Consider the following 20,011-nt stretch of genomic DNA (forward strand, 5'->3'; position numbering starts at 1 on the left):
AGGAGCATCGTTGAGCAGGCTGCGTTGGCTGACCGCGGGCGAGTCCCACGGACCCGCACTGGTGGCGACGCTGGAGGGCCTTCCCGCCGGCGTGCCGATCACCACGGAGATGGTCGCCGACCACCTCGCGCGGCGACGGCTCGGCTATGGGCGCGGTGCGCGCATGAAGTTCGAGCGCGACGAGGTCACCTTCCTCGGCGGTGTCCGGCACGGCCTGACCATGGGCTCCCCGGTCGCCGTCATGGTGGGCAACACGGAGTGGCCGAAGTGGGAGCAGGTCATGTCGGCCGACCCGGTCGACCCGGAGATCCTCGCGGGCCTCGCCCGCAACGCCCCGCTCACCCGGCCGCGCCCCGGCCACGCCGACCTCGCCGGGATGCAGAAGTACGGCTTCGACGAGGCCCGGCCGATCCTGGAGCGCGCCTCCGCGCGGGAGACGGCAGCCCGCGTCGCGCTGGGCGCGGTGGCCCGGTCGTACCTGAAGGAGACGGCGGGCATCGAGATCGTCAGCCACGTCGTCGAGCTGGCCGCCGCCAAGGCGCCCTACGGCGTACTGCCGACCCCCGCGGACGTCGAGAAGCTGGACGCCGACCCGGTCCGCTGCCTCGACGCGGACGCCTCGAAGGCGATGGTCGCCGAGATCGACCAGGCCCACAAGGACGGCGACACCCTCGGCGGCGTCGTCGAGGTGCTGGCGTACGACGTGCCGGTGGGCCTGGGCTCGCACGTGCACTGGGACCGCCGGCTCGACGCCCGCCTCGCCGCGGCCCTGATGGGTATCCAGGCGATCAAGGGCGTCGAGGTCGGCGACGGCTTCGACCTCGCGCGCGTGCCGGGCTCGAAGGCGCACGACGAGATCATCACCACGCCCGAGGGCATCAGGCGCGCGAGCGGCCGTTCCGGTGGCACCGAGGGCGGACTCACCACCGGCGAGCTGCTGCGCGTGCGCGCCGCGATGAAGCCGATCGCGACCGTGCCGCGGGCCCTGAAGACGGTGGACGTCGCCACGGGCGAGGCCACCCAGGCGCACCACCAGCGCTCCGACGTGTGCGCGGTCCCGGCCGCGGGGATCGTCGCCGAGGCGATGGTCGCCCTGGTGCTCGCGGACGCGGTGGCGGAGAAGTTCGGCGGCGACAGCGTCACCGAGACCCGCCGCAACGTGCGGTCGTACCTCGACAGCCTGCACATCCGATGAGCGGGCCACTGGTCGTCCTCGTCGGCCCGATGGGCGTGGGCAAGTCCACCGTCGGGCAATTGCTGGCCGAGCGGCTCGGCGTCGGCTATCGGGACACCGACGACGACATCGTCGCCGAGGCGGGCCGCAGCATCGCGGAGATCTTCGTCGACGAGGGCGAGGAGACCTTCCGCGCGATCGAGAAGCGGGCCGTACGGCGCGCGCTCGCCGAGCACGACGGCGTACTGGCGCTCGGCGGCGGCTCGGTCCTGGACCCGGACACCCGCGCGCTGCTGGCGGGGCAGCGCGTGGTCTACCTGGCCATGGACGTCGAGGAAGCCGTCAAGCGCACCGGCCTGAACACGGCGCGCCCGCTGCTCGCCGTCAATCCGCGCAAGCAGTGGCGCGAGCTGATGGAGGCCCGTCGCCCTCTCTACGAGGGTGTCGCCACCGCGGTCGTGACCACGGACGGCCGTACGCCCGAAGAGGTCAGCCAAGTGGCCTTGGACGCTTTGGAGTTGAAGGAAGCATGAGCAGCGAGTCCGTAACGCGGATCCGGGTCGGCGGCAGCGCGGGCTCGGAGCCGTACGAGGTCCTGGTCGGCCGTCAGCTGCTGGGTGAGCTCGGCGGGCTGATCGGCGACCGGGTCAAGCGGGTCGCCGTGATCCACCCCGAGGCGCTCGCCGACACCGGCGACGCCCTCCGCGCCGACCTGGCCGGACAGGGCTACGAGGCCGTCGCCATCCAGGTGCCCAACGCGGAGGAGGCCAAGACCGCCGAGGTCGCCGCCTACTGCTGGAAGGCGCTCGGCCAGTCCGGGTTCACCCGCACCGACGTCGTCGTGGGCGTCGGCGGGGGCTCCACCACCGACCTGGCCGGGTTCGTCGCCGCGACCTGGCTGCGCGGGGTGCGCTGGATCGCCGTCCCGACGACCGTGCTGGCCATGGTCGACGCGGCCGTCGGCGGCAAGACCGGCATCAACACCGCCGAGGGCAAGAACCTCGTCGGCGCCTTCCACCCGCCGGCCGGTGTGCTGTGCGACCTGGCCGCGCTGGACTCCCTCCCGGTCAACGACTACGTCTCCGGGCTCGCCGAGATCATCAAGGCCGGCTTCATCGCCGACCCGGCGATCCTCGACCTGGTCGAGTCCGACCCCGAGGCGGCCCGCACCCCGGCGGGCCCGCACACCGCCGAGCTCATCGAGCGCTCCATCCGGGTCAAGGCGGACGTCGTGTCGTCCGACCTGAAGGAGTCGGGCCTGCGGGAGATCCTCAACTACGGTCACACCCTGGCGCACGCCATCGAGAAGAACGAGCGCTACCAGTGGCGGCACGGCGCGGCCGTGTCCGTGGGCATGCACTTCGCCGCCGAACTGGGCCGCCTGGCGGGCCGGCTGGACGACGCGACGGCCGACCGCCACCGTACGGTCCTGGAATCGGTGGGGCTGCCGCTGCACTACCGCTACGACCAGTGGCCCAAGCTGCTGGAGAACATGAAGGTCGACAAGAAGTCCCGCGGCGACCTGCTGCGGTTCATCGTCCTGGACGGCCTCGCCAAGCCGAACGTTCTCGAGGGTCCCGACCCGGCGGTCCTGCTGGCCGCGTACGGAGAGGTGGGCGAGTAGGAGCGCGGGACGGTCGAGTGGTCGGCCCGCTTCCCTTCCGCCCGATTCGCTTTCCACACCGGGCACTTCGGACCGCCCCCGGCCGTTCACCAAAGGACGGCCGGGGGCGGTACCGTTCAGTAGCGAACAGGGGGTCCGCGCCCCTCACAACCAGCGCCCATTGCCTGTACGAGACGGAGTGGCACCGGATGCAGCACGCAGTGGGTTCTCCGCTGCCGCCGCCCCACCAGCCGGGCGGCGCCCCCCAGCAGCAGCCGGGGTATCTCGGCGCCCCCTCGGGCCCGGTCCCGCCCGCGCCCCAGCCGCCGGTGCCGCCCGTGCCGCCTCCGCCCGCCCCGCAGCACGCCCCGGTCCCGCAGGGCACCGACACCACCGGGCATGTCCCGCTGCCGCCGGGCGGCCCCGTCCCCATGCCCAGCGCGCCGCCCGCCCAAGTCGTCCCCGACCCGACGGCCACGACACTGGCGGTGCTGCTGATCGGCCCGGCGGGCGCCGGGAAGACGAGCGTCGCCAAGTTCTGGGCCGACCACCGCCGGGTGCCCACGGCCCACGTCAGCCTCGACGACGTACGGGAATGGGTCCGCTCGGGCTTCGCCGACCCGCAGTCGGGGTGGAACGACCATTCCGAGGCCCAGTACCGTCTGGCCCGCCGCACCTGCGGCTTCGCCGCGCGCAACTTCCTGGCCAACGGCATCTCGTGCATCCTGGACGACGCGATCTTCCCCGACCGCCCGGCCGTGGGCCTCGGTGGCTGGAAACGGCATGTGGGCCCGGGCCTGCTGCCCGTCGTCCTCCTGCCCGGCCTGGAGGTCGTCCTGGAGCGCAACGCCGAACGCGCGGGCAACCGCCGCCTCACCGACGAGGAGGTGGCCCGTATCCACGGCCGCATGGCCGGCTGGTACGGCTCCGGCCTCCCCATCATCGACAACTCCCAACTGGACGTCCCGACGACGGCGAGGGTCCTGGACGACGTGCTGGCGAGGGCGATCGCGAGCCCCCCGAAGTGGTAGAGCGCTCCCGAGCGCGCCGGTCCGACCCGGACGGTTCCCCCGAACGCCCTCCCAACCGGCACAATCCGGCCACTCCTCCTACGCTCGTGTCATGTCAGAGGTCTACGCGTCCCGCCGCAACCGGCTGAGAGAACGCTGCAACGCCAGCGGCAGCGCCACCGCGCTGATCTCCCGCCCCGCCAACGTGAGATACCTCGCGGGTGCGGCCCCGCGCGGCGCCGTGCTGTTGCTGGGCAGACGTGAGGATCTTCTCGTCTGCCTGGACCCGCCCGACGACCGCCCGAGCGAGGGCCGGCCGGACGAGGCCCTGCGTGTCCACTGCCTCCGCCTCCCCGGAGGCGATCCGGCGGTCGCCGCCGCCGATCTCCTCGTGGGCGAGGGCGGCGACTCCCTCGCGGTGGAGGAGCACCACCTCACGGTGGCCCGCCACCGCGAACTGCGTGCCGTCGCGCCCGGGCTGCGCCTCGGCGATCTGGGTGGCGCGGTCGAACAGCTGCGGGTGGTGAAGGACGAGGAGGAGATCTCCTGTCTGCGGATCGGCGCCGAGATCGCCGACCAGGCCCTGGGGGAGCTGCTGGAGTCCATCCTGGTGGGTCGTACGGAACGGCATCTCGCCCTCGAACTGGAACGGCGCCTCGTCGATCACGGTGCCGACGGCCCCGCCTTCGCCACCTCGGTCGCCACCGGCCCGAACTCGGGCCGGCGCGGCCACCGGCCCACCGACCGGCGGGTCGAGGAGGGTGACTTCCTTTCCGTCTGCCTGGGAGCGAGCTACCGCGGATACCGCTGCGAGATCGGCCGTACCTTCGTGATCGGCACGTCCCCCGCCGACTGGCAGATCGAGCTGTACGACCTCGTCTTCGCTGCCCAGCGGGCCGGACGGGAGGCTCTGGCACCCGGCGCCGCCTTCCGGGACGTGGACCGCGCGGCCCGCCAGATCCTGGACTCGGCAGGGCACTCCGAGGGCCTCGCGGCACTCACCGGGCACGGTGTCGGACTCGAAATCGAAGAGGACCCGCAGTTGTCTCCCGCGGCCATGGGTAAACTGGACGCTTGCGTGCCGGTCACCGTCGAACCGGGGGTCCACCTCCCGGGCCGGGGCGGTGTCAGGATCGATGACACGCTCGTCGTGCGCCCCGAGGCGGACGGCGGACCCGAGCTACTCACCATCACGACCAAGGAGCTGCTCGCCCTCTAGGCAGGTGCGTGCGCCGGGGTCGTCCACGTCAGTCCAGGAGATTCCGCAACCGTGGCTTCCACGAACGACCTCAAGAACGGCCTGGTGCTCAAGCTCGAAGGCGGCCAGCTCTGGTCCGTCGTCGAGTTCCAGCACGTCAAGCCCGGCAAGGGCCCGGCCTTCGTGCGCACCAAGCTGAAGAACGTGCTTTCCGGCAAGGTCGTCGACAAGACGTTCAACGCCGGCGTCAAGGTCGAGACGGCCACTGTCGACAAGCGCGACATGCAGTTCTCGTACATGGACGGCGAGTACTTCGTCTTCATGGACATGGAGACCTACGACCAGCTGATGGTCGACCGCAAGGCCGTCGGCGACGCCGCCAACTTCCTGATCGAGGGCTTCACGGCCACCGTGGCGCAGCACGAGGGCGAGGTGCTCTTCGTAGAGCTGCCGGCCGCCGTCGAGCTCGTCGTGCAGGAGACCGAGCCGGGCCTCCAGGGCGACCGCTCCACCGGTGGCACCAAGCCCGCCACCCTGGAGACCGGTCACCAGATCAACGTCCCGCTCTTCATCACCACCGGTGAGAAGATCAAGGTCGACACCCGCACCAGCGACTACCTCGGCCGGGTGAACAGCTAACCGTGGCTGCCCGCAACACGGCCCGCAAGCGCGCCTTCCAGATCCTCTTCGAGGGCGACCAGCGCGGAGTCGACGTCCTGACAGTCCTCGCGGACTGGATCCGGCTCTCCCGGGCCGACACCCGGCAGCCGCCGGTGAGCGAGTACACGATGCAGCTGGTCGAGGGCTACGCCGGGTACGCGCGTCGCATCGACGAGCTGATCTCGCAGTACTCGGTCGGCTGGACGCTGGACCGGATGCCGGTCGTCGACCGCAACATCCTGCGTCTCGGCGCCTACGAGCTGATCTGGGCCGACGAGACCCCGGACGCGGTCGTCCTCGACGAGATGGTGCAGCTGGCGAAGGAGTTCTCGACGGACGAGTCGCCGTCGTTCGTCAACGGCCTGCTCGGCCGGTTCAAGGAGCTCAAGCCGTCTCTGCGTCGCGAATAGCGAACAGTTCCGCAGGGAGAGCCGGGGAACGAGGGCCACAGGAGGCCTGCGAGCCCCCTGTGGCTCGTCGCGCGGTTCCCCGCGCCCCTCGGGGCGCGAACACGCCGGAGGGCCCACAGCGCACGCTGTGGGCCCTCCGGCATGTACCGACAAAAAGCCGGGGTGGCCGGAACCATCAGGTTCCGGCCACCCCGGCGGCACGTTTCTGCTGAGCTCTGCCGGGCCGCTGGGGCCTCAGCCCTCCTCGTGGGAGACGGCGCGACGGGCGTCCGCGTCCAGGACGCCCCAGCTGATCAGCTGCTCGGTCAGGACCGAGGGGGACTGGTCGTAGATGACGGCGAGGGTGCGCAGGTCGTCCTGGCGGATCGACAGCACCTTGCCGTTGTAGTCACCGCGCTGCGACTGGATGGTGGCCGCGTACCGCTGAAGGGGACCCGCCTTCTCGACCGGCACGTGGGCCAGTCGCTCCAGGTCCAGGACCAGCTTCGGCGGCGGCTCGGCGGCGCCGCCCGGAGTGGTGCCCGGCAGCAGTTCCTGCACGGGAACGCCGTAGAAGTCCGCCAGCTCGGCAAGGCGCTGCACGGTCACGGCGCGGTCGCCGCGCTCGTACGAACCGACCACGACCGCCTTCCACCGTCCCTGGGACTTCTCCTCGACACCGTGGAGGGAAAGGCCCTGCTGGGTGCGGATCGCCCGGAGCTTGGCCCCGAGCTGTTTGGCGTATTCGCTGGACATATAGCTCCCCGGCACTGGGTCGACGCGGCACGAGCCGCGTGCTGGTAACTCACTGTGAGGTTACGCAGCGTGATTCTTCTGAGTCAAGCCGAATGGTCCACACCGACGCTTCCGTGGTATCGGTGGCCGATTACTCCAAGGGGGTGATCGGGGCGGTGTCCCGGCCTGCTACCGTGGATGGCGCAAATCCGACGTCCTTTAAGGTCCGTCCCGTGAGGCGGAGAAGGAGGTCCGTTTCATATGGACAAGCAGGACATTCAGCAGGACTCCCGGCAAGCCGATGCGCGGCCCGTTCTCGAAGGCCCCGACATCGCGCGGGTGCTGACCCGTATCGCCCACGAGATCGTCGAACGCGCCAAGGGCGCCGACGACGTGGTGCTGCTCGGCATCCCGACCCGCGGCGTCTTCCTCGCCCAGCGGCTCGCCGCCAAGCTCGAGCAGATCACCGACCGCAGGATCCCGGTCGGCTCCCTCGACATCACCATGTACCGCGACGACCTGCGCATGCACCCGCCGCGTGCGCTGGCCCGCACCGAGATTCCCGGTGACGGCCTGGACGGGAAGCTGGTCGTCCTCGTCGACGACGTGCTCTTCTCCGGCCGCACCATCCGTGCCGCCCTCGACGCCCTGAACGACCTCGGGCGCCCGCGCGCGGTGCAGCTCGCGGTCCTCGTCGACCGCGGCCACCGGGAACTGCCCATCCGCGCCGACTACGTCGGCAAGAACCTCCCCACGTCGTTGCGGGAGACGGTCAAGGTCCAGCTCGCCGAGGAGGACGGTCGCGACACCGTGCTGCTCGGTGTGAAGCCGGCCGCCCAGCAGTAGCACGCGCGCGTGCGGCCCTCGGTGCCGTGCGCCTCACAGCCGTGCCCTGCACGTCCGTGATCTCCCTTGTCTGAACTGCCTTACGGAGCCTGACAGATGCAGCGTCATCTCATCTCGGCCGCCGATCTCACCCGCGACGACGCCGTCCTGATCCTCGACACCGCCGAGGAGATGGCCCGGGTCGCGGACCGGCCCATCAAGAAACTGCCGACCCTGCGCGGCCGCACGATCGTCAACCTCTTCTTCGAGGACTCCACGCGCACGCGTATCTCCTTCGAGGCCGCCGAGAAGCGCCTCTCCGCGGACGTCATCAACTTCTCCGCCAAGGGGTCGTCGGTGTCGAAGGGCGAGTCCCTCAAGGACACCGCGCAGACGCTGGAGGCCATGGGCGTCGACGCCGTCGTCATCCGGCACGGCGCCTCCGGGGCGCCCTACCGCCTGGCCACCTCCGGCTGGATCGACGCGGTCGTCGTCAACGCCGGCGACGGCACCCACCAGCACCCCACCCAGGCCCTCCTGGACGCCTTCACCATGCGCCGCCGACTGGTCGGCCGGGACGCCGGGATCGGCCAGGACCTCGCCGGCAAGCGCATCACGATCGTCGGCGACGTGCTGCACAGCCGGGTCGCCCGCTCCAACGTCGACCTGCTGCACACGCTCGGCGCCGAGGTGACCCTGGTCGCCCCGCCCACCCTGGTGCCGGTCGGCATCGAGACCTGGCCGTGCGAGGTGTCGTACGACCTCGACAGCACGCTGCCCAAGTCCGACGCGGTGATGATGCTGCGGGTGCAGCGCGAGCGGATGAACGCCGCGTTCTTCCCCACCGAGCGCGAGTACTCGCGGCGCTACGGGCTCGACGGCGACCGCATGGCGCGGATGCCCGAGCACGCCATCGTCATGCACCCCGGCCCGATGGTCCGCGGCATGGAGATCACCGCCGAGGTCGCCGACTCCGAGCGCTGCACCGTCGTCGAACAGGTCGCCAACGGCGTGTCCATCCGGATGGCCGTCCTCTACCTGCTCCTGGGCGGCAACGAGCCCGCCGTCAGCCACGCCCGCACCACCGAGGAGAAGTAAGAACCATGAGCAAGATCCTGATCCGTGGTGCGAAGGTGCTCGGCGGTGAGCCGCAGGACGTCCTGATCGACGGCGCGGTCATCGAGGCCGTCGGCGCGGGGCTGTCCGCAGAGGGCGCCGAGGTCGTCGAGGCCGCAGGCAAGGTGCTGCTGCCGGGCCTCGTCGACCTGCACACCCATCTGCGCGAGCCGGGCCGCGAGGACTCCGAGACGGTGCTGACCGGCACCCGTGCCGCCGCCTCCGGCGGCTACACCGCCGTGTTCGCCATGGCCAACACCTTCCCCGTGGCCGACACCGCCGGCGTGGTCGAGCAGGTCTACCGGCTCGGCCAGGAGCACGGCTACTGCGACGTGCAGCCGATCGGCGCGGTCACGGTCGGCCTGGAGGGCCGCAAGCTCGCCGAGCTGGGCGCCATGCACGAGTCGGCGGCCGGCGTCACCGTCTTCTCCGACGACGGCAAGTGCGTCGACGACGCGGTGATCATGCGCCGGGCCCTGGAGTACGTGAAGGCCTTCGGCGGGGTCGTCGCCCAGCACGCGCAGGAGCCGCGGCTGACCGAGGGCGCCCAGATGAACGAGGGCGTCGTCTCCGCCGAGCTGGGGCTCGGGGGCTGGCCGGCGGTGGCCGAGGAGTCGATCATCGCCCGGGACGTCCTGCTCGCCGAGCACGTCGGCTCCCGGGTCCACATCTGCCACCTGTCCACCGCAGGGTCGGTCGAGATCGTCCGCTGGGCCAAGTCCCGCGGCATCGACGTGACCGCCGAGGTCACCCCGCACCACCTGCTGCTCACCGACGAACTGGTGCGCAGCTACAACCCGGTCTACAAGGTGAACCCGCCGCTGCGCACCGAGCGGGACGTGCTCGCCCTGCGCGAGGCGCTCGCCGACGGCACCATCGACATCGTCGCCACCGACCACGCCCCGCACCCGCACGAGGACAAGGACTGCGAGTGGGCCGCGGCCGCCATGGGCATGGTCGGCCTGGAGACCGCGCTGTCGGTGGTCCAGGAGACGATGGTGGAGACGGGCCTGCTGGACTGGGCCGGGGTCGCGAGCCGGATGTCGTTCAAGCCCGCCCTGATCGGGCAGGCCAAGGGGCACGGGCGTCCCGTCTCGGCAGGTGAGCCCGCCAACCTCACGCTCGTCGACACGGAATACCGTGGGTCGGTGGACCCCGCGGGCTTCGCCTCGCGCAGCCGGAACACCCCGTACGAGGGGCGTGAGCTGCCGGGCCGTGTCACGCACACGTGGCTCCGGGGCAAGGCCACGCTCGTCGACGGGAAGCTCACGTGACATCTGCTGCACTACTGCTCGCGGCCGAAAAGGAATCGGCCGAAGTGACCGACTGGGCCGCGCGGATCGGCTGGGTGGTCGGCCTCGGCCTCTTCGTCGCGCTCGTCTACTGGCTGATGCGCGAGGGCTGGAAGTGGCGCGGCACGCTCCAGGGCGACCTGCCCGAGCTCCCCACCGCGCCGGACGACCCCGGCCCGGTGAGACTGGGCATGAGCGGCCGCTACCACGGCTCCACCACCGCCGGGCAGTGGCTCGACCGCATCGTGGCGCACGGCCTGGGCACCCGCAGCCGGGTCGAGCTCACCCTGACGGCCGCGGGACTGGACGTCGTACGCCCCGGCGCGACCGACTTCTTCGTCCCGGTCGCGGCACTGCGTGAGGCCCGGCTCGACAAGGGCATCGCCGGCAAGGTCCTCACCGAGGGCGGCCTGCTGGTGGTGACCTGGGCACACGGCGACAAACTGCTCGACTCCGGCTTCCGCTCGGACCACGCGGCCGAGCACGGCGACTGGGTCGACGCCATCAACTCCATGATCGACAAGACGGAAAACCCGACGGAAACGGAAGGCGCACGATGACGACCTCCACCAGGGGAACCACCAAGGTTCCCGCCGTACTCGTCCTGGAGGACGGCCGGATCTTCCGCGGCCGTGCCTACGGGGCCGTGGGGGAAACCTTCGGCGAAGCGGTGTTCTCCACCGGCATGACCGGCTACCAGGAGACCCTGACCGACCCGTCGTACGACCGCCAGATCGTCGTCGCGACCGCCCCCCAGATCGGCAACACCGGCTGGAACGACGAGGACGACGAGTCGGACCGCATCTGGGTCTCCGGCTACGTCGTGCGCGACCCCGCGCGTGTGCCCTCCAACTGGCGCGCCAAGCGTTCCCTGGACGACGAGCTCGTCGCGCAGAACGTCGTGGGCATCTCCGGCATCGACACCCGCGCGCTCACCCGCCACCTGCGCGAGAGCGGCTCGATGCGCGCCGGCATCTTCTCCGGCGAGGCGGTCGGCTCTCAGACCGAGCTCCTCGCGCGCGTGCAGGCCCAGCCGCAGATGAAGGGCGCGAGCCTCTACGAGGCGGTCACCACCAAGGAGGCCTACGTCGTCCCGGCGGTCGGCGAGAAGCGGTTCACCGTCGCCGCCATCGACCTCGGCATCAAGGGAATGACCCCGCACCGCATGGCCGAGCGCGGCATCGAGGTGCACGTGCTCCCGGCGACGGCCTCGGCGGCGCAGGTGTACGCCGTCGACCCCGACGGCGTGTTCTTCTCCAACGGCCCGGGCGACCCGGCCACCGCCGACGGTCCGGTCGCGCTGATGACCGAGGTGCTCCAGCGCAGGACGCCGCTCTTCGGCATCTGCTTCGGCAACCAGATCCTCGGCCGCGCCCTCGGCTTCGGCACCTACAAGCTGAAGTACGGCCACCGCGGCATCAACCAGCCGGTCCAGGACCGTACGACCGGCAAGGTCGAGGTCACCGCGCACAACCACGGGTTCGCCGTGGACGCGCCGCTCGACCGGGTCAGCGAGACGAAGTTCGGCCGCGCCGAGGTCTCGCACGTCTGCCTCAACGACGACGTCGTGGAGGGGCTCCAGCTGCTCGACCAGCCGGCCTTCTCCGTCCAGTACCACCCCGAAGCGGCAGCGGGCCCCCACGACGCCGCCTACCTGTTCGACCGCTTCGTATCCCTGATGGAGGGCCAGCGTGCCTAAGCGCACCGATATCCAGTCCGTCCTGGTCATCGGCTCCGGCCCGATCGTCATCGGCCAGGCCGCCGAGTTCGACTACTCCGGCACCCAGGCGTGCCGCATCCTGCGCGCCGAGGGCCTGCGGGTCATCCTGGTCAACTCCAACCCGGCGACGATCATGACCGACCCGGAGATCGCCGACGCCACCTACGTCGAGCCGATCACGCCGGAGTTCGTCGAGAAGATCATCGCCAAGGAGCGCCCCGACGTCCTGCTGCCCACCCTGGGCGGCCAGACGGCCCTCAACACCGCGATCTCCATGCACGAGCAGGGTGTGCTGGAGAAGTACGGCGTCGAGCTGATCGGCGCCAACGTCGAGGCGATCAACAAGGGCGAGGACCGCGACCTCTTCAAGGGTGTCGTCGAGGCCGTCCGCGAGAAGATCGGGCACGGCGAGTCCGCCCGGTCCGTGATCTGCCACTCCATGGACGACGTGATCGCGGGCGTCGAGACGCTCGGCGGCTACCCCGTCGTCGTCCGTCCCTCCTTCACCATGGGCGGCGCCGGCTCCGGCTTCGCCCACGACGAGGAGGAGCTGCGCCGTATCGCCGGCCAGGGCCTGACGCTCTCGCCCACCACCGAGGTGCTCCTGGAGGAGTCCATCCTCGGCTGGAAGGAGTACGAGCTGGAGCTGATGCGCGACAAGAACGACAACGTCGTGGTCGTCTGCTCCATCGAGAACTTCGACCCCATGGGCGTGCACACCGGTGACTCGATCACCGTCGCGCCGGCGATGACGCTGACCGACCGCGAGTACCAGCGGCTGCGCGACATCGGCATCGCGATCATCCGCGAGGTCGGCGTCGACACCGGCGGCTGCAACATCCAGTTCGCGGTGAACCCCGAGGACGGCCGGATCATCGTCATCGAGATGAACCCGCGCGTGTCGCGGTCCTCGGCCCTCGCCTCCAAGGCCACCGGCTTCCCGATCGCCAAGATCGCCGCCAAGCTCGCCGTCGGCTACACCCTCGACGAGATCCCGAACGACATCACGCTGGAGACCCCGGCCTCCTTCGAGCCGACGCTCGACTACGTGGTCGTGAAGGCCCCGCGCTTCGCCTTCGAGAAGTTCCCGAGCGCCGACTCCACGCTGACCACGACCATGAAGTCGGTCGGCGAGGCCATGGCCATCGGCCGCAACTTCACCGAGGCCTTCCAGAAGGCGCTGCGCTCGCTGGAGAAGAAGGGCAGCCAGTTCACGTTCGTCGGCGAGCCCGGCGACAAGGACGAGCTGCTGCGCGAGGCCGTACGGCCCACCGACGGGCGTATCAACACCGTCATGCAGGCCATCCGCGCGGGCGCCACCCCCGAGGAGGTCTTCGAGTTCACGAAGATCGACCCCTGGTTCGTCGACCAGCTCTTCCTCATCAAGGAGACCGCCGACGAGCTGGCCGCCGCCGAGCGCCTGGACGTCGAGCTGCTCGCCGAGGCCAAGCGGCACGGCTTCTCGGACCAGCAGATCGCCGAGATCCGCGGGCTGCGCGAGGACGTCGTCCGTGAGGTCCGGCACGCCCTGGGCATCCGCCCGGTCTACAAGACGGTCGACACCTGCGCCGCCGAGTTCGCCGCGAAGACGCCGTACTTCTACTCCTCCTACGACGAGGAGAGCGAGGTCGCGCCCCGCGAGAAGCCCGCGGTGATCATCCTGGGCTCCGGCCCGAACCGCATCGGCCAGGGCATCGAGTTCGACTACTCCTGCGTCCACGCCTCCTTCGCGCTCAGCGACGCGGGCTACGAGACCGTGATGGTCAACTGCAACCCGGAGACCGTCTCCACGGACTACGACACCTCCGACCGTCTGTACTTCGAGCCGCTGACGCTGGAAGACGTGCTGGAGATCGTCCACGCGGAGTCGCTGGCAGGACCGATCGCCGGTGTGATCGTCCAGCTCGGCGGCCAGACCCCGCTGGGCCTGGCGCAGGCGCTGAAGGACAACGGCGTGCCGATCGTCGGCACGTCGCCCGAGGCCATCCACGCGGCCGAGGACCGGGGCGCCTTCGGGCGGGTGCTCGCCGAGGCCGGTCTGCCGGCCCCGAAGCACGGCACGGCCACCACCTTCTCCGAGGCCAAGGCCATCGCGGACGAGATCGGCTACCCGGTCCTGGTGCGGCCGTCGTACGTGCTCGGCGGCCGTGGCATGGAGATCGTCTACGACGAGACCCGGCTGTCCTCCTACATCGCCGAGTCGACCGAGATCAGCCCCACCCGGCCGGTGCTCGTCGACCGCTTCCTCGACGACGCCATCGAGATCGACGTCGACGCGCTCTACGACGGCGAGGAGCTGTATCTCGGCGGCGTCATGGAGCACATCGAGGAGGCCGGCATCCACTCCGGCGACTCGGCGTGCGCCCTGCCCCCGATCACCCTGGGCGGCTTCGACATCAAGCGCCTGCGGGCCTCCACCGAGGCGATCGCCAAGGGCGTCGGTGTGCGCGGTCTGATCAACATCCAGTTCGCGATGGCCGGCGACATCCTCTACGTCCTGGAGGCCAACCCGCGCGCGTCCCGCACGGTCCCCTTCACCTCGAAGGCGACCGCGGTGCCGCTGGCGAAGGCCGCCGCCCGGATCTCGCTGGGCGCGACCGTCGCCGAGCTGCGCGCCGAGGGGCTGCTCCCGGCGACCGGCGACGGCGGTGAGCTGCCGCTGGACGCGCCGATCTCCGTCAAGGAGGCCGTGATGCCGTGGACCCGCTTCCGGGACACCTCCGGCCGCGGTGTCGACACCGTGCTCGGCCCGGAGATGCGCTCCACCGGCGAGGTCATGGGCATCGACTCCGTCTTCGGCACGGCGTACGCGAAGTCGCAGGCGGGCGCCTACGGCCCGCTGCCCACCAAGGGCCGCGCGTTCATCTCGGTCGCCAACCGCGACAAGCGCTCGATGATCTTCCCGGCCCGTGAGCTGGTCGCCCACGGCTTCGAGCTGCTCGCCACCTCCGGCACGGCCGAGGTGCTCAGGCGCAACGGCCTCAACGCGAAGGTCGTGCGCAAGCAGTCCGAGGGCACCGGCCCGAACGGCGAGAAGACCATCGTCCAGCTCATCCACGACGGCGAGGTCGACCTCATCGTCAACACCCCGTACGGCACCGGTGGCCGCCTCGACGGCTACGAGATCCGTACGGCGGCCGTGGCGCGGTCCGTGCCGTGCCTGACGACGGTCCAGGCGCTCGCCGCGGCCGTCCAGGGCATCGACGCCCTCAACCACGGGGACGTGGGCGTGCGCTCACTCCAGGAACACGCGGAACACCTGACCGCGGCCCGCGACTAGCAGCCCTCAGGGGGACACCGGAAACGGTGTCCCCCTCTTCATGACACCTCTTCGCGAGGCTCCTTGGAGGACATGACCATGTACAAGCAATTCTTCCGGCTGGTCTTCCAGCGGATGGACCCCGAGCGCGCCCACCACCTGGCCTTCCGCTGGATCCGGCTCGCCGTGCGGATCCCGGTGCTGCGCACGTTCGTCGCGGCCGCCCTGGCCCCCCGGTACGAGGAACTGCGCACCGAGGCCTTCGGGCTGCGCATGCACGGCCCCTTCGGACTCGCCGCGGGCTTCGACAAGAACGCCGTCGCGATCGACGGGATGTCGATGCTGGGCTTCGACCACGTCGAGATCGGCACGGTCACCGGTGAGCCGCAGCCCGGCAACCCCGCCCAGCGGCTGTTCCGGCTCGTGAAGGACCGGGGGCTCATCAACCGCATGGGCTTCAACAACGAGGGCTCGCTGGCCGTCGCAGCGCGCCTGGCCTCCCGTACGCCCGTCTTCAAGCCCGTGGTCGGCGTCAACATCGGCAAGACCAAGGTCGTACCGGAGGAGGAGGCCGTCGGCGACTACGTGAAGTCGACCGAGCGGCTCGCGCCGTACGCCGACTACCTGGTCGTCAACGTGTCCTCGCCGAACACCCCGGGGCTGCGCAACCTCCAGGCCACCGAGGCGCTGCGGCCGCTGCTGAGCGCCGTCCGCGAGGCCGCCGACCGGGTGGTGACCTCGCGGCGGGTCCCGCTGCTGGTCAAGATCGCCCCGGACCTGGCCGACGAGGACGTCGACGCGGTCGCCGACCTGGCCGTGGAACTCGGCCTGGACGGGATCATCGCCACCAACACCACCATCGCGCGCGAGGGTCTCGGGCTGACCTCCGACCCCTCGCTGGTGAAGGAGACCGGCGGACTGTCCGGGGCGCCCCTCAAGGCACGCTCCCTGGAGGTGCTGCGCCGCCTCTACGCGCGCGTGGGCGACCGCGTCACCCTGGTGGGCGTCGGCGGCGTGGAGGACGCCGAGGACGCCTGGCAGCGCATCCTGGCCGGTGCCACGCTGGTCCAGGGGTACAGCGCCTTCATCTACGAGGGGCCCTTCTGGGGCCGTGCGATCCACAAGGGCCTGGCCGCCCGCCTGCGGACGAGCCCCTACGCCACTCTCGCCGACGCGGTCGGCGCCGACGTGAGGAAGACGGCATGACCCTGGAGCCCTTCGGCGCGCGGCTGCGCCGGGCCATGGACGAGCGTGGCCCGCTCTGCGTCGGCATCGACCCGCACGCCTCCCTGCTCGCCGAGTGGGGCCTGAACGACGATGTCGCCGGCCTGGAGCGGTTCAGCCGCACGGTCGTCGAGGCGACGGCCGACCGGGTCGCCCTGCTGAAGCCGCAGAGCGCCTTCTTCGAGCGGTTCGGCTCGCGCGGCGTCGCCGTCCTGGAGAAGACGGTGCAGGAGGCCCGGGCGGCCGGTGCCCTGGTCGTGATGGACGCCAAGCGCGGTGACATCGGCTCGACCATGGCCGCGTACGCCGAGTCCTTCCTGCACAAGGACGCCCCGCTGTTCTCCGACGCCCTCACCGTGTCGCCGTACCTCGGTTACGGATCCCTCTCCCCGGCGGTGGCGTCGGCGCGCGAGAGCGGCGCCGGGCTGTTCGTGCTGGCGCTGACCTCGAACCCGGAGGGCGGCGAGGTCCAGCACGCGGTGCGGGCCGACGGACGGGACGTGGGCGCGACGATGCTGGCGCACCTGGCCGCGGAGAACGCGGGGGAGGAGCCGCTGGGCTCCTTCGGGGCGGTCGTCGGCGCCACCCTGGGCGACCTCTCGACGTACGACCTCGACATCAACGGTCCGCTCCTCGCACCAGGTGTCGGCGCTCAGGGGGCGACCCCGGCCGACCTTCCGCGGGTCTTCGGGTCCGCGGTGCGCAATGTCGTACCGAACGTGAGTCGGGGTGTGTTGCGTCACGGTCCCGACCTCGTCGCTCTGCGTGACGCGGTGGATCGATTCGCGCGAGAGGTCAGGGCGGCCGTGGACGCCGCCTGACGGGCCTCGGCCGCCCGACCGGGGGCTCGGTCGGGCGGCTCGGGGGCGACTTGAGTCTGGATACATCCTCAAATCCGGGGCACTATGTCTTAAATGTCCGGCCTGGCAGAGGCTGACCAGGACTTTTCCTTGGTTCTCGCTGACTCTGGCGGAGTTGGCCGCTAGTCTCCGACGGAGAGTGAACGGGCAGCGCGTGTTGCTCGTAACTCACCAGGTGTGGGGCGACTAGGTTCCTCACCGGTCCGTATCCGACAGTTCGACATCCGAGGTGACGTAGGCGTGGCTCTTCCGCCCCTTACCCCCGAACAGCGCGCAGCCGCGCTCGAAAAGGCCGCCGCGGCTCGCCGGGAGCGGGCCGAGGTCAAGAATCGACTCAAGCACTCCGGCGCCTCGCTTCACGAGGTCATCAAGCAGGGTCAGGAAAACGACGTCATCGGCAAGATGAAGGTCTCTGCCCTTCTGGAGTCGCTCCCGGGCGTGGGCAAGGTCCGCGCCAAGCAGATCATGGAGCGACTCGGCATCTCCGAGAGCCGCCGCGTGCGCGGCCTCGGTTCCAACCAGATCGCGTCCCTGGAGCGTGAGTTCGGCAGCACCGGCTCCTGATTCCCGGGTGCCGCGGGGAGGGAGTCCCGGGCACTCCGGGATTGCTGGAATAATCGCTGCATGGCAGTAAAACTCCGGGGGACGACCCCCGAAACCCCGGACGCACGTCCGCGGCTGACCGTGCTCTCCGGCCCCTCCGGGGTCGGCAAGAGCACGGTCGTCGCTCATATGCGCAAGGAACACCCCGAGGCCTGGCTCTCGGTGTCGGCGACGACCCGCAGGCCGCGGCCCGGCGAGAAGCACGGAGTCCACTACTTCTTCGTCACCGACGAGGAGATGGACAAGCTGATCGCCAACGGCGAGCTGCTGGAGTGGGCCGAGTTCGCGGGCAACCGCTACGGCACTCCGCGCGCCGCGGTGCTGGAGCGCCTGGAGTCGGGTGAGCCGGTCCTCCTGGAGATCGATCTCCAGGGTGCCCGGCAGGTCCGCGAGTCCATGCCCGAGGCCCAACTGGTGTTCCTGGCCCCTCCCTCCTGGGAGGAACTGGTACGCAGGCTCACCGGGCGGGGCACCGAACCGCCCGAGGTGATCGAGCGCCGCCTGGCGGCGGCGAAGATCGAACTGGCGGCCGAGCCGGAGTTCGACGTGACCCTGGTCAACACCTCCGTCGAGGACGTCGCGCGTGAGCTGCTAGCCTTGGTCGATGTTGTGTGATTACGAGCCTGTGATCACGACCGGTCTTTTCCCATCCATCGGAAGGTAGAGCGTGTCCTCTTCCATCTCCGCGCCCGAGGGCATCATCAACCCGCCGATCGACGAGCTCCTCGAGGCCACCGACTCGAAGTACAGCCTCGTGATCTACGCGGCCAAGCGGGCCCGCCAGATCAACGCGTACTACTCGCAGCTCGGCGAGGGCCTCCTCGAGTACGTCGGTCCGCTCGTGGACACCCACGTCCACGAGAAGCCGCTCTCGATCGCCCTCCGCGAGATCAACGCCGGTCTGCTGACGTCCGAGGCCGTAGAGGGCCCCGCTCAGTAGTATTTTCGGCTCACAGTGGGTTTTTCCACAGGCCCGGCAGCACGGCTGCCGGGCCTGTGGTGTCTGATGGACTCGTACGCCGGGAGCCGCGGCGTACGTTTTCCGAGGTCCGGGGAGAGACGGTGGACAAGCCGAAGGTCGTTCTGGGGGTCAGTGGGGGCATCGCCGCCTACAAGGCCTGTGAGCTGCTGCGCAGACTGACCGAGTCGGGCCATGACGTCCGGGTGGTGCCCACCGCCTCCGCGCTGCACTTCGTCGGTGCCGCCACCTGGTCCGCCCTGTCCGGCCACCCCGTCTCCACGGAGGTCTGGGACGACGTCCACGAGGTCCCGCACGTCCGCATCGGCCAGCAGGCCGACCTGGTGGTCGTCGCCCCGGCCACCGCGGACATGCTCGCCAAGGCCGCCCACGGCCTCGCCGACGACCTCCTCACCAACACCCTCCTGACGGCCCGCTGTCCGGTCGTCCTCGCCCCCGCGATGCACACCGAGATGTGGGAGCACCCGGCCACCCAGGAGAACGTGGCGACACTGCGACGCCGGGGCGCCGTCGTCATCGAGCCGGCCGTCGGCCGGCTCACCGGCGTCGACACCGGCAAGGGGCGGCTGCCCGACCCGGCCGAGATATTCGAGGTCTGCCGCCGGGTCCTGGCCAGGGGAGTGCGCGAACCCGACCTCGCCGGCCGGCATGTCGTGGTCAGCGCCGGCGGCACCCGCGAGCCCCTCGACCCGGTCCGCTTCCTCGGCAACCGCTCCTCCGGCAAGCAGGGCTACGCCCTCGCCCGCACCGCCGCCGCCCGTGGCGCCCGCGTCACGCTGATCGCGGCGAACACCGGCCTGCCCGACCCGGCCGGGGTCGACGTCGTCCAGGTCGGCACGGCCGTGCAGCTGCGCGAGGCGGTCCTGAAGGCGGCCGCGGACGCCGACGCCGTCGTCATGGCGGCCGCCGTGGCCGATTTCCGGCCGGAGACCTACGCGGCCGGAAAGATCAAGAAGCAGGACGGCCGGGAACCGGACCCCATCGTTCTCGTACGGAATCCGGACATCCTCGCGGAGGTCTCCGCCGACCGGGCGCGCTCCAACCAGGTGGTTGTGGGCTTCGCGGCCGAGACCGACGACGTCCTGGCCAACGGCCGGTCGAAGCTCCGGCGCAAGGGCTGTGATCTGCTGGTGGTGAACGAGGTGGGGGAGCGCAAGACCTTCGGCTCCGAGGAGAACGAAGCGGTCGTGCTGGGCGTCGACGGCAGCGAAACTCCCGTGCCGTACGGGCCCAAGGAGGCCCTGGCCGAAATCGTGTGGGACCTGGTGACGCGGCGCCTGACCTGACTGTTTGATGCGCTTCCCCGTCGTCCTCCCGCTCGGTCGATTCGGGTGTGGCGCCCCTGGCCAACGGTGCTCGGCATT

Annotated in this window: 20 protein-coding genes; 19 read left to right on the top strand and 1 reads right to left on the bottom strand. The window is 70.6% G+C overall.

Translation table 11 applies throughout. From position 1 onward, the window contains the following. Window positions 1-10 precede the first annotated feature (10 nt). The 7 genes from aroC to nusB all read left to right on the top strand — a co-directional run bounded on the left by aroC (window position 11) and on the right by nusB (window position 6,055). Window positions 11-1,195, top strand: a complete 1,185-nt coding sequence (aroC, locus tag OG933_RS35410) for a chorismate synthase (protein WP_020128851.1) — start codon at window positions 11-13, stop codon at window positions 1,193-1,195. After that, window positions 1,192-1,707 (top strand): shikimate kinase, encoded by a 516-nt coding sequence (locus OG933_RS35415; RefSeq protein WP_200840046.1) that lies wholly within the window; start codon window positions 1,192-1,194, stop codon window positions 1,705-1,707. Before aroC ends, OG933_RS35415 begins: the two co-directional genes overlap by 4 nt. After that, the gene (gene aroB, locus OG933_RS35420) at window positions 1,704-2,798 is read left to right on the top strand and encodes a 3-dehydroquinate synthase (RefSeq protein WP_267020897.1); all 1,095 of its coding nucleotides are present in this window, start codon (window positions 1,704-1,706) and stop codon (window positions 2,796-2,798) included. The genes OG933_RS35415 and aroB overlap by 4 nt, the downstream gene beginning before the upstream one ends. Before the next feature lie 188 nt (window positions 2,799-2,986). Further along, window positions 2,987-3,808 carry a Pro-rich N-terminal domain-containing protein gene (locus OG933_RS35425; protein ID WP_054239516.1) on the top strand — a complete coding sequence of 274 codons (822 nt, stop codon included), beginning with the start codon at window positions 2,987-2,989 and terminating at the stop codon, window positions 3,806-3,808. Between the two features lie 91 nt (window positions 3,809-3,899). Then, window positions 3,900-5,006 (top strand): aminopeptidase P family protein, encoded by a 1,107-nt coding sequence (locus tag OG933_RS35430; protein WP_405630944.1) that lies wholly within the window; start codon window positions 3,900-3,902, stop codon window positions 5,004-5,006. A gap of 51 nt (window positions 5,007-5,057) precedes the next feature. Next, complete coding sequence (efp, locus tag OG933_RS35435; protein WP_020128856.1) at window positions 5,058-5,624, top strand: elongation factor P; 567 nt, start codon at window positions 5,058-5,060, stop codon at window positions 5,622-5,624. 2 nt (window positions 5,625-5,626) lie between these two features. Further along, on the top strand, window positions 5,627-6,055 hold the full coding sequence (gene nusB, locus OG933_RS35440; protein WP_020128857.1) for a transcription antitermination factor NusB: 429 nt from the start codon (window positions 5,627-5,629) through the stop codon (window positions 6,053-6,055). Window positions 6,056-6,289: 234 nt separating this feature from the next. Here the strand turns inward: nusB and bldD are convergent, their stop codons facing one another. Beyond that, window positions 6,290-6,790 carry a transcriptional regulator BldD gene (gene bldD / locus OG933_RS35445; protein WP_020128858.1) on the bottom strand — a complete coding sequence of 167 codons (501 nt, stop codon included), beginning with the start codon at window positions 6,788-6,790 and terminating at the stop codon, window positions 6,290-6,292. Between the two features lie 240 nt (window positions 6,791-7,030). Between bldD and pyrR the strand changes: the two genes are divergently transcribed. The 12 genes from pyrR (at window position 7,031) to coaBC (ending at window position 19,933) form a co-directional block, all read left to right on the top strand. Next, window positions 7,031-7,615 (top strand): bifunctional pyr operon transcriptional regulator/uracil phosphoribosyltransferase PyrR, encoded by a 585-nt coding sequence (gene pyrR / locus OG933_RS35450; RefSeq protein ID WP_020128859.1) that lies wholly within the window; start codon window positions 7,031-7,033, stop codon window positions 7,613-7,615. A gap of 96 nt (window positions 7,616-7,711) precedes the next feature. After that, window positions 7,712-8,692 carry an aspartate carbamoyltransferase catalytic subunit gene (locus OG933_RS35455; RefSeq protein ID WP_020128860.1) on the top strand — a complete coding sequence of 327 codons (981 nt, stop codon included), beginning with the start codon at window positions 7,712-7,714 and terminating at the stop codon, window positions 8,690-8,692. A 5-nt stretch (window positions 8,693-8,697) separates the two neighbouring features. Further along, on the top strand, window positions 8,698-9,984 hold the full coding sequence (locus OG933_RS35460) for a dihydroorotase (RefSeq protein WP_020128861.1): 1,287 nt from the start codon (window positions 8,698-8,700) through the stop codon (window positions 9,982-9,984). Beyond that, on the top strand, window positions 9,981-10,562 hold the full coding sequence (locus OG933_RS35465; protein ID WP_142269358.1) for a hypothetical protein: 582 nt from the start codon (window positions 9,981-9,983) through the stop codon (window positions 10,560-10,562). Before OG933_RS35460 ends, OG933_RS35465 begins: the two co-directional genes overlap by 4 nt. Further along, a complete protein-coding gene (carA, locus tag OG933_RS35470; protein WP_362529599.1) occupies window positions 10,559-11,701 on the top strand; it encodes a glutamine-hydrolyzing carbamoyl-phosphate synthase small subunit in 1,143 nt (380 codons plus the stop codon). Before OG933_RS35465 ends, carA begins: the two co-directional genes overlap by 4 nt. Then, entirely contained in the window at window positions 11,694-15,002 is a 3,309-nt protein-coding gene (gene carB, locus OG933_RS35475) for a carbamoyl-phosphate synthase large subunit (RefSeq protein ID WP_362529603.1), read from the top strand. Before carA ends, carB begins: the two co-directional genes overlap by 8 nt. Window positions 15,003-15,080: 78 nt before the next feature. Then, window positions 15,081-16,187 carry a quinone-dependent dihydroorotate dehydrogenase gene (locus tag OG933_RS35480; protein WP_028806689.1) on the top strand — a complete coding sequence of 369 codons (1,107 nt, stop codon included), beginning with the start codon at window positions 15,081-15,083 and terminating at the stop codon, window positions 16,185-16,187. Beyond that, window positions 16,184-17,026: an orotidine-5'-phosphate decarboxylase gene (pyrF, locus tag OG933_RS35485; RefSeq protein WP_200840045.1), complete on the top strand. Its 843-nt coding sequence runs from the start codon at window positions 16,184-16,186 to the stop codon at window positions 17,024-17,026. Before OG933_RS35480 ends, pyrF begins: the two co-directional genes overlap by 4 nt. A 279-nt stretch (window positions 17,027-17,305) precedes the next feature. Next, window positions 17,306-17,629 carry an integration host factor gene (locus OG933_RS35490; protein ID WP_003977346.1) on the top strand — a complete coding sequence of 108 codons (324 nt, stop codon included), beginning with the start codon at window positions 17,306-17,308 and terminating at the stop codon, window positions 17,627-17,629. A 60-nt stretch (window positions 17,630-17,689) separates the two neighbouring features. After that, window positions 17,690-18,283, top strand: a complete 594-nt coding sequence (gmk, locus tag OG933_RS35495; RefSeq protein ID WP_028806690.1) for a guanylate kinase — start codon at window positions 17,690-17,692, stop codon at window positions 18,281-18,283. Between the two features lie 52 nt (window positions 18,284-18,335). Then, window positions 18,336-18,608, top strand: coding sequence for a DNA-directed RNA polymerase subunit omega (rpoZ, locus tag OG933_RS35500; RefSeq protein WP_003988945.1), 273 nt, complete (start codon window positions 18,336-18,338; stop codon window positions 18,606-18,608). 122 nt (window positions 18,609-18,730) lie between these two features. Further along, a complete protein-coding gene (coaBC, locus tag OG933_RS35505; protein ID WP_362529610.1) occupies window positions 18,731-19,933 on the top strand; it encodes a bifunctional phosphopantothenoylcysteine decarboxylase/phosphopantothenate--cysteine ligase CoaBC in 1,203 nt (400 codons plus the stop codon). Window positions 19,934-20,011: the final 78 nt, after the last annotated feature.

It is taken from the genome of Streptomyces sp. NBC_00016 (assembly GCF_045040885.1).
Classification (GTDB): Bacteria; Actinomycetota; Actinomycetes; order Streptomycetales; family Streptomycetaceae; genus Streptomyces; species Streptomyces coriariae.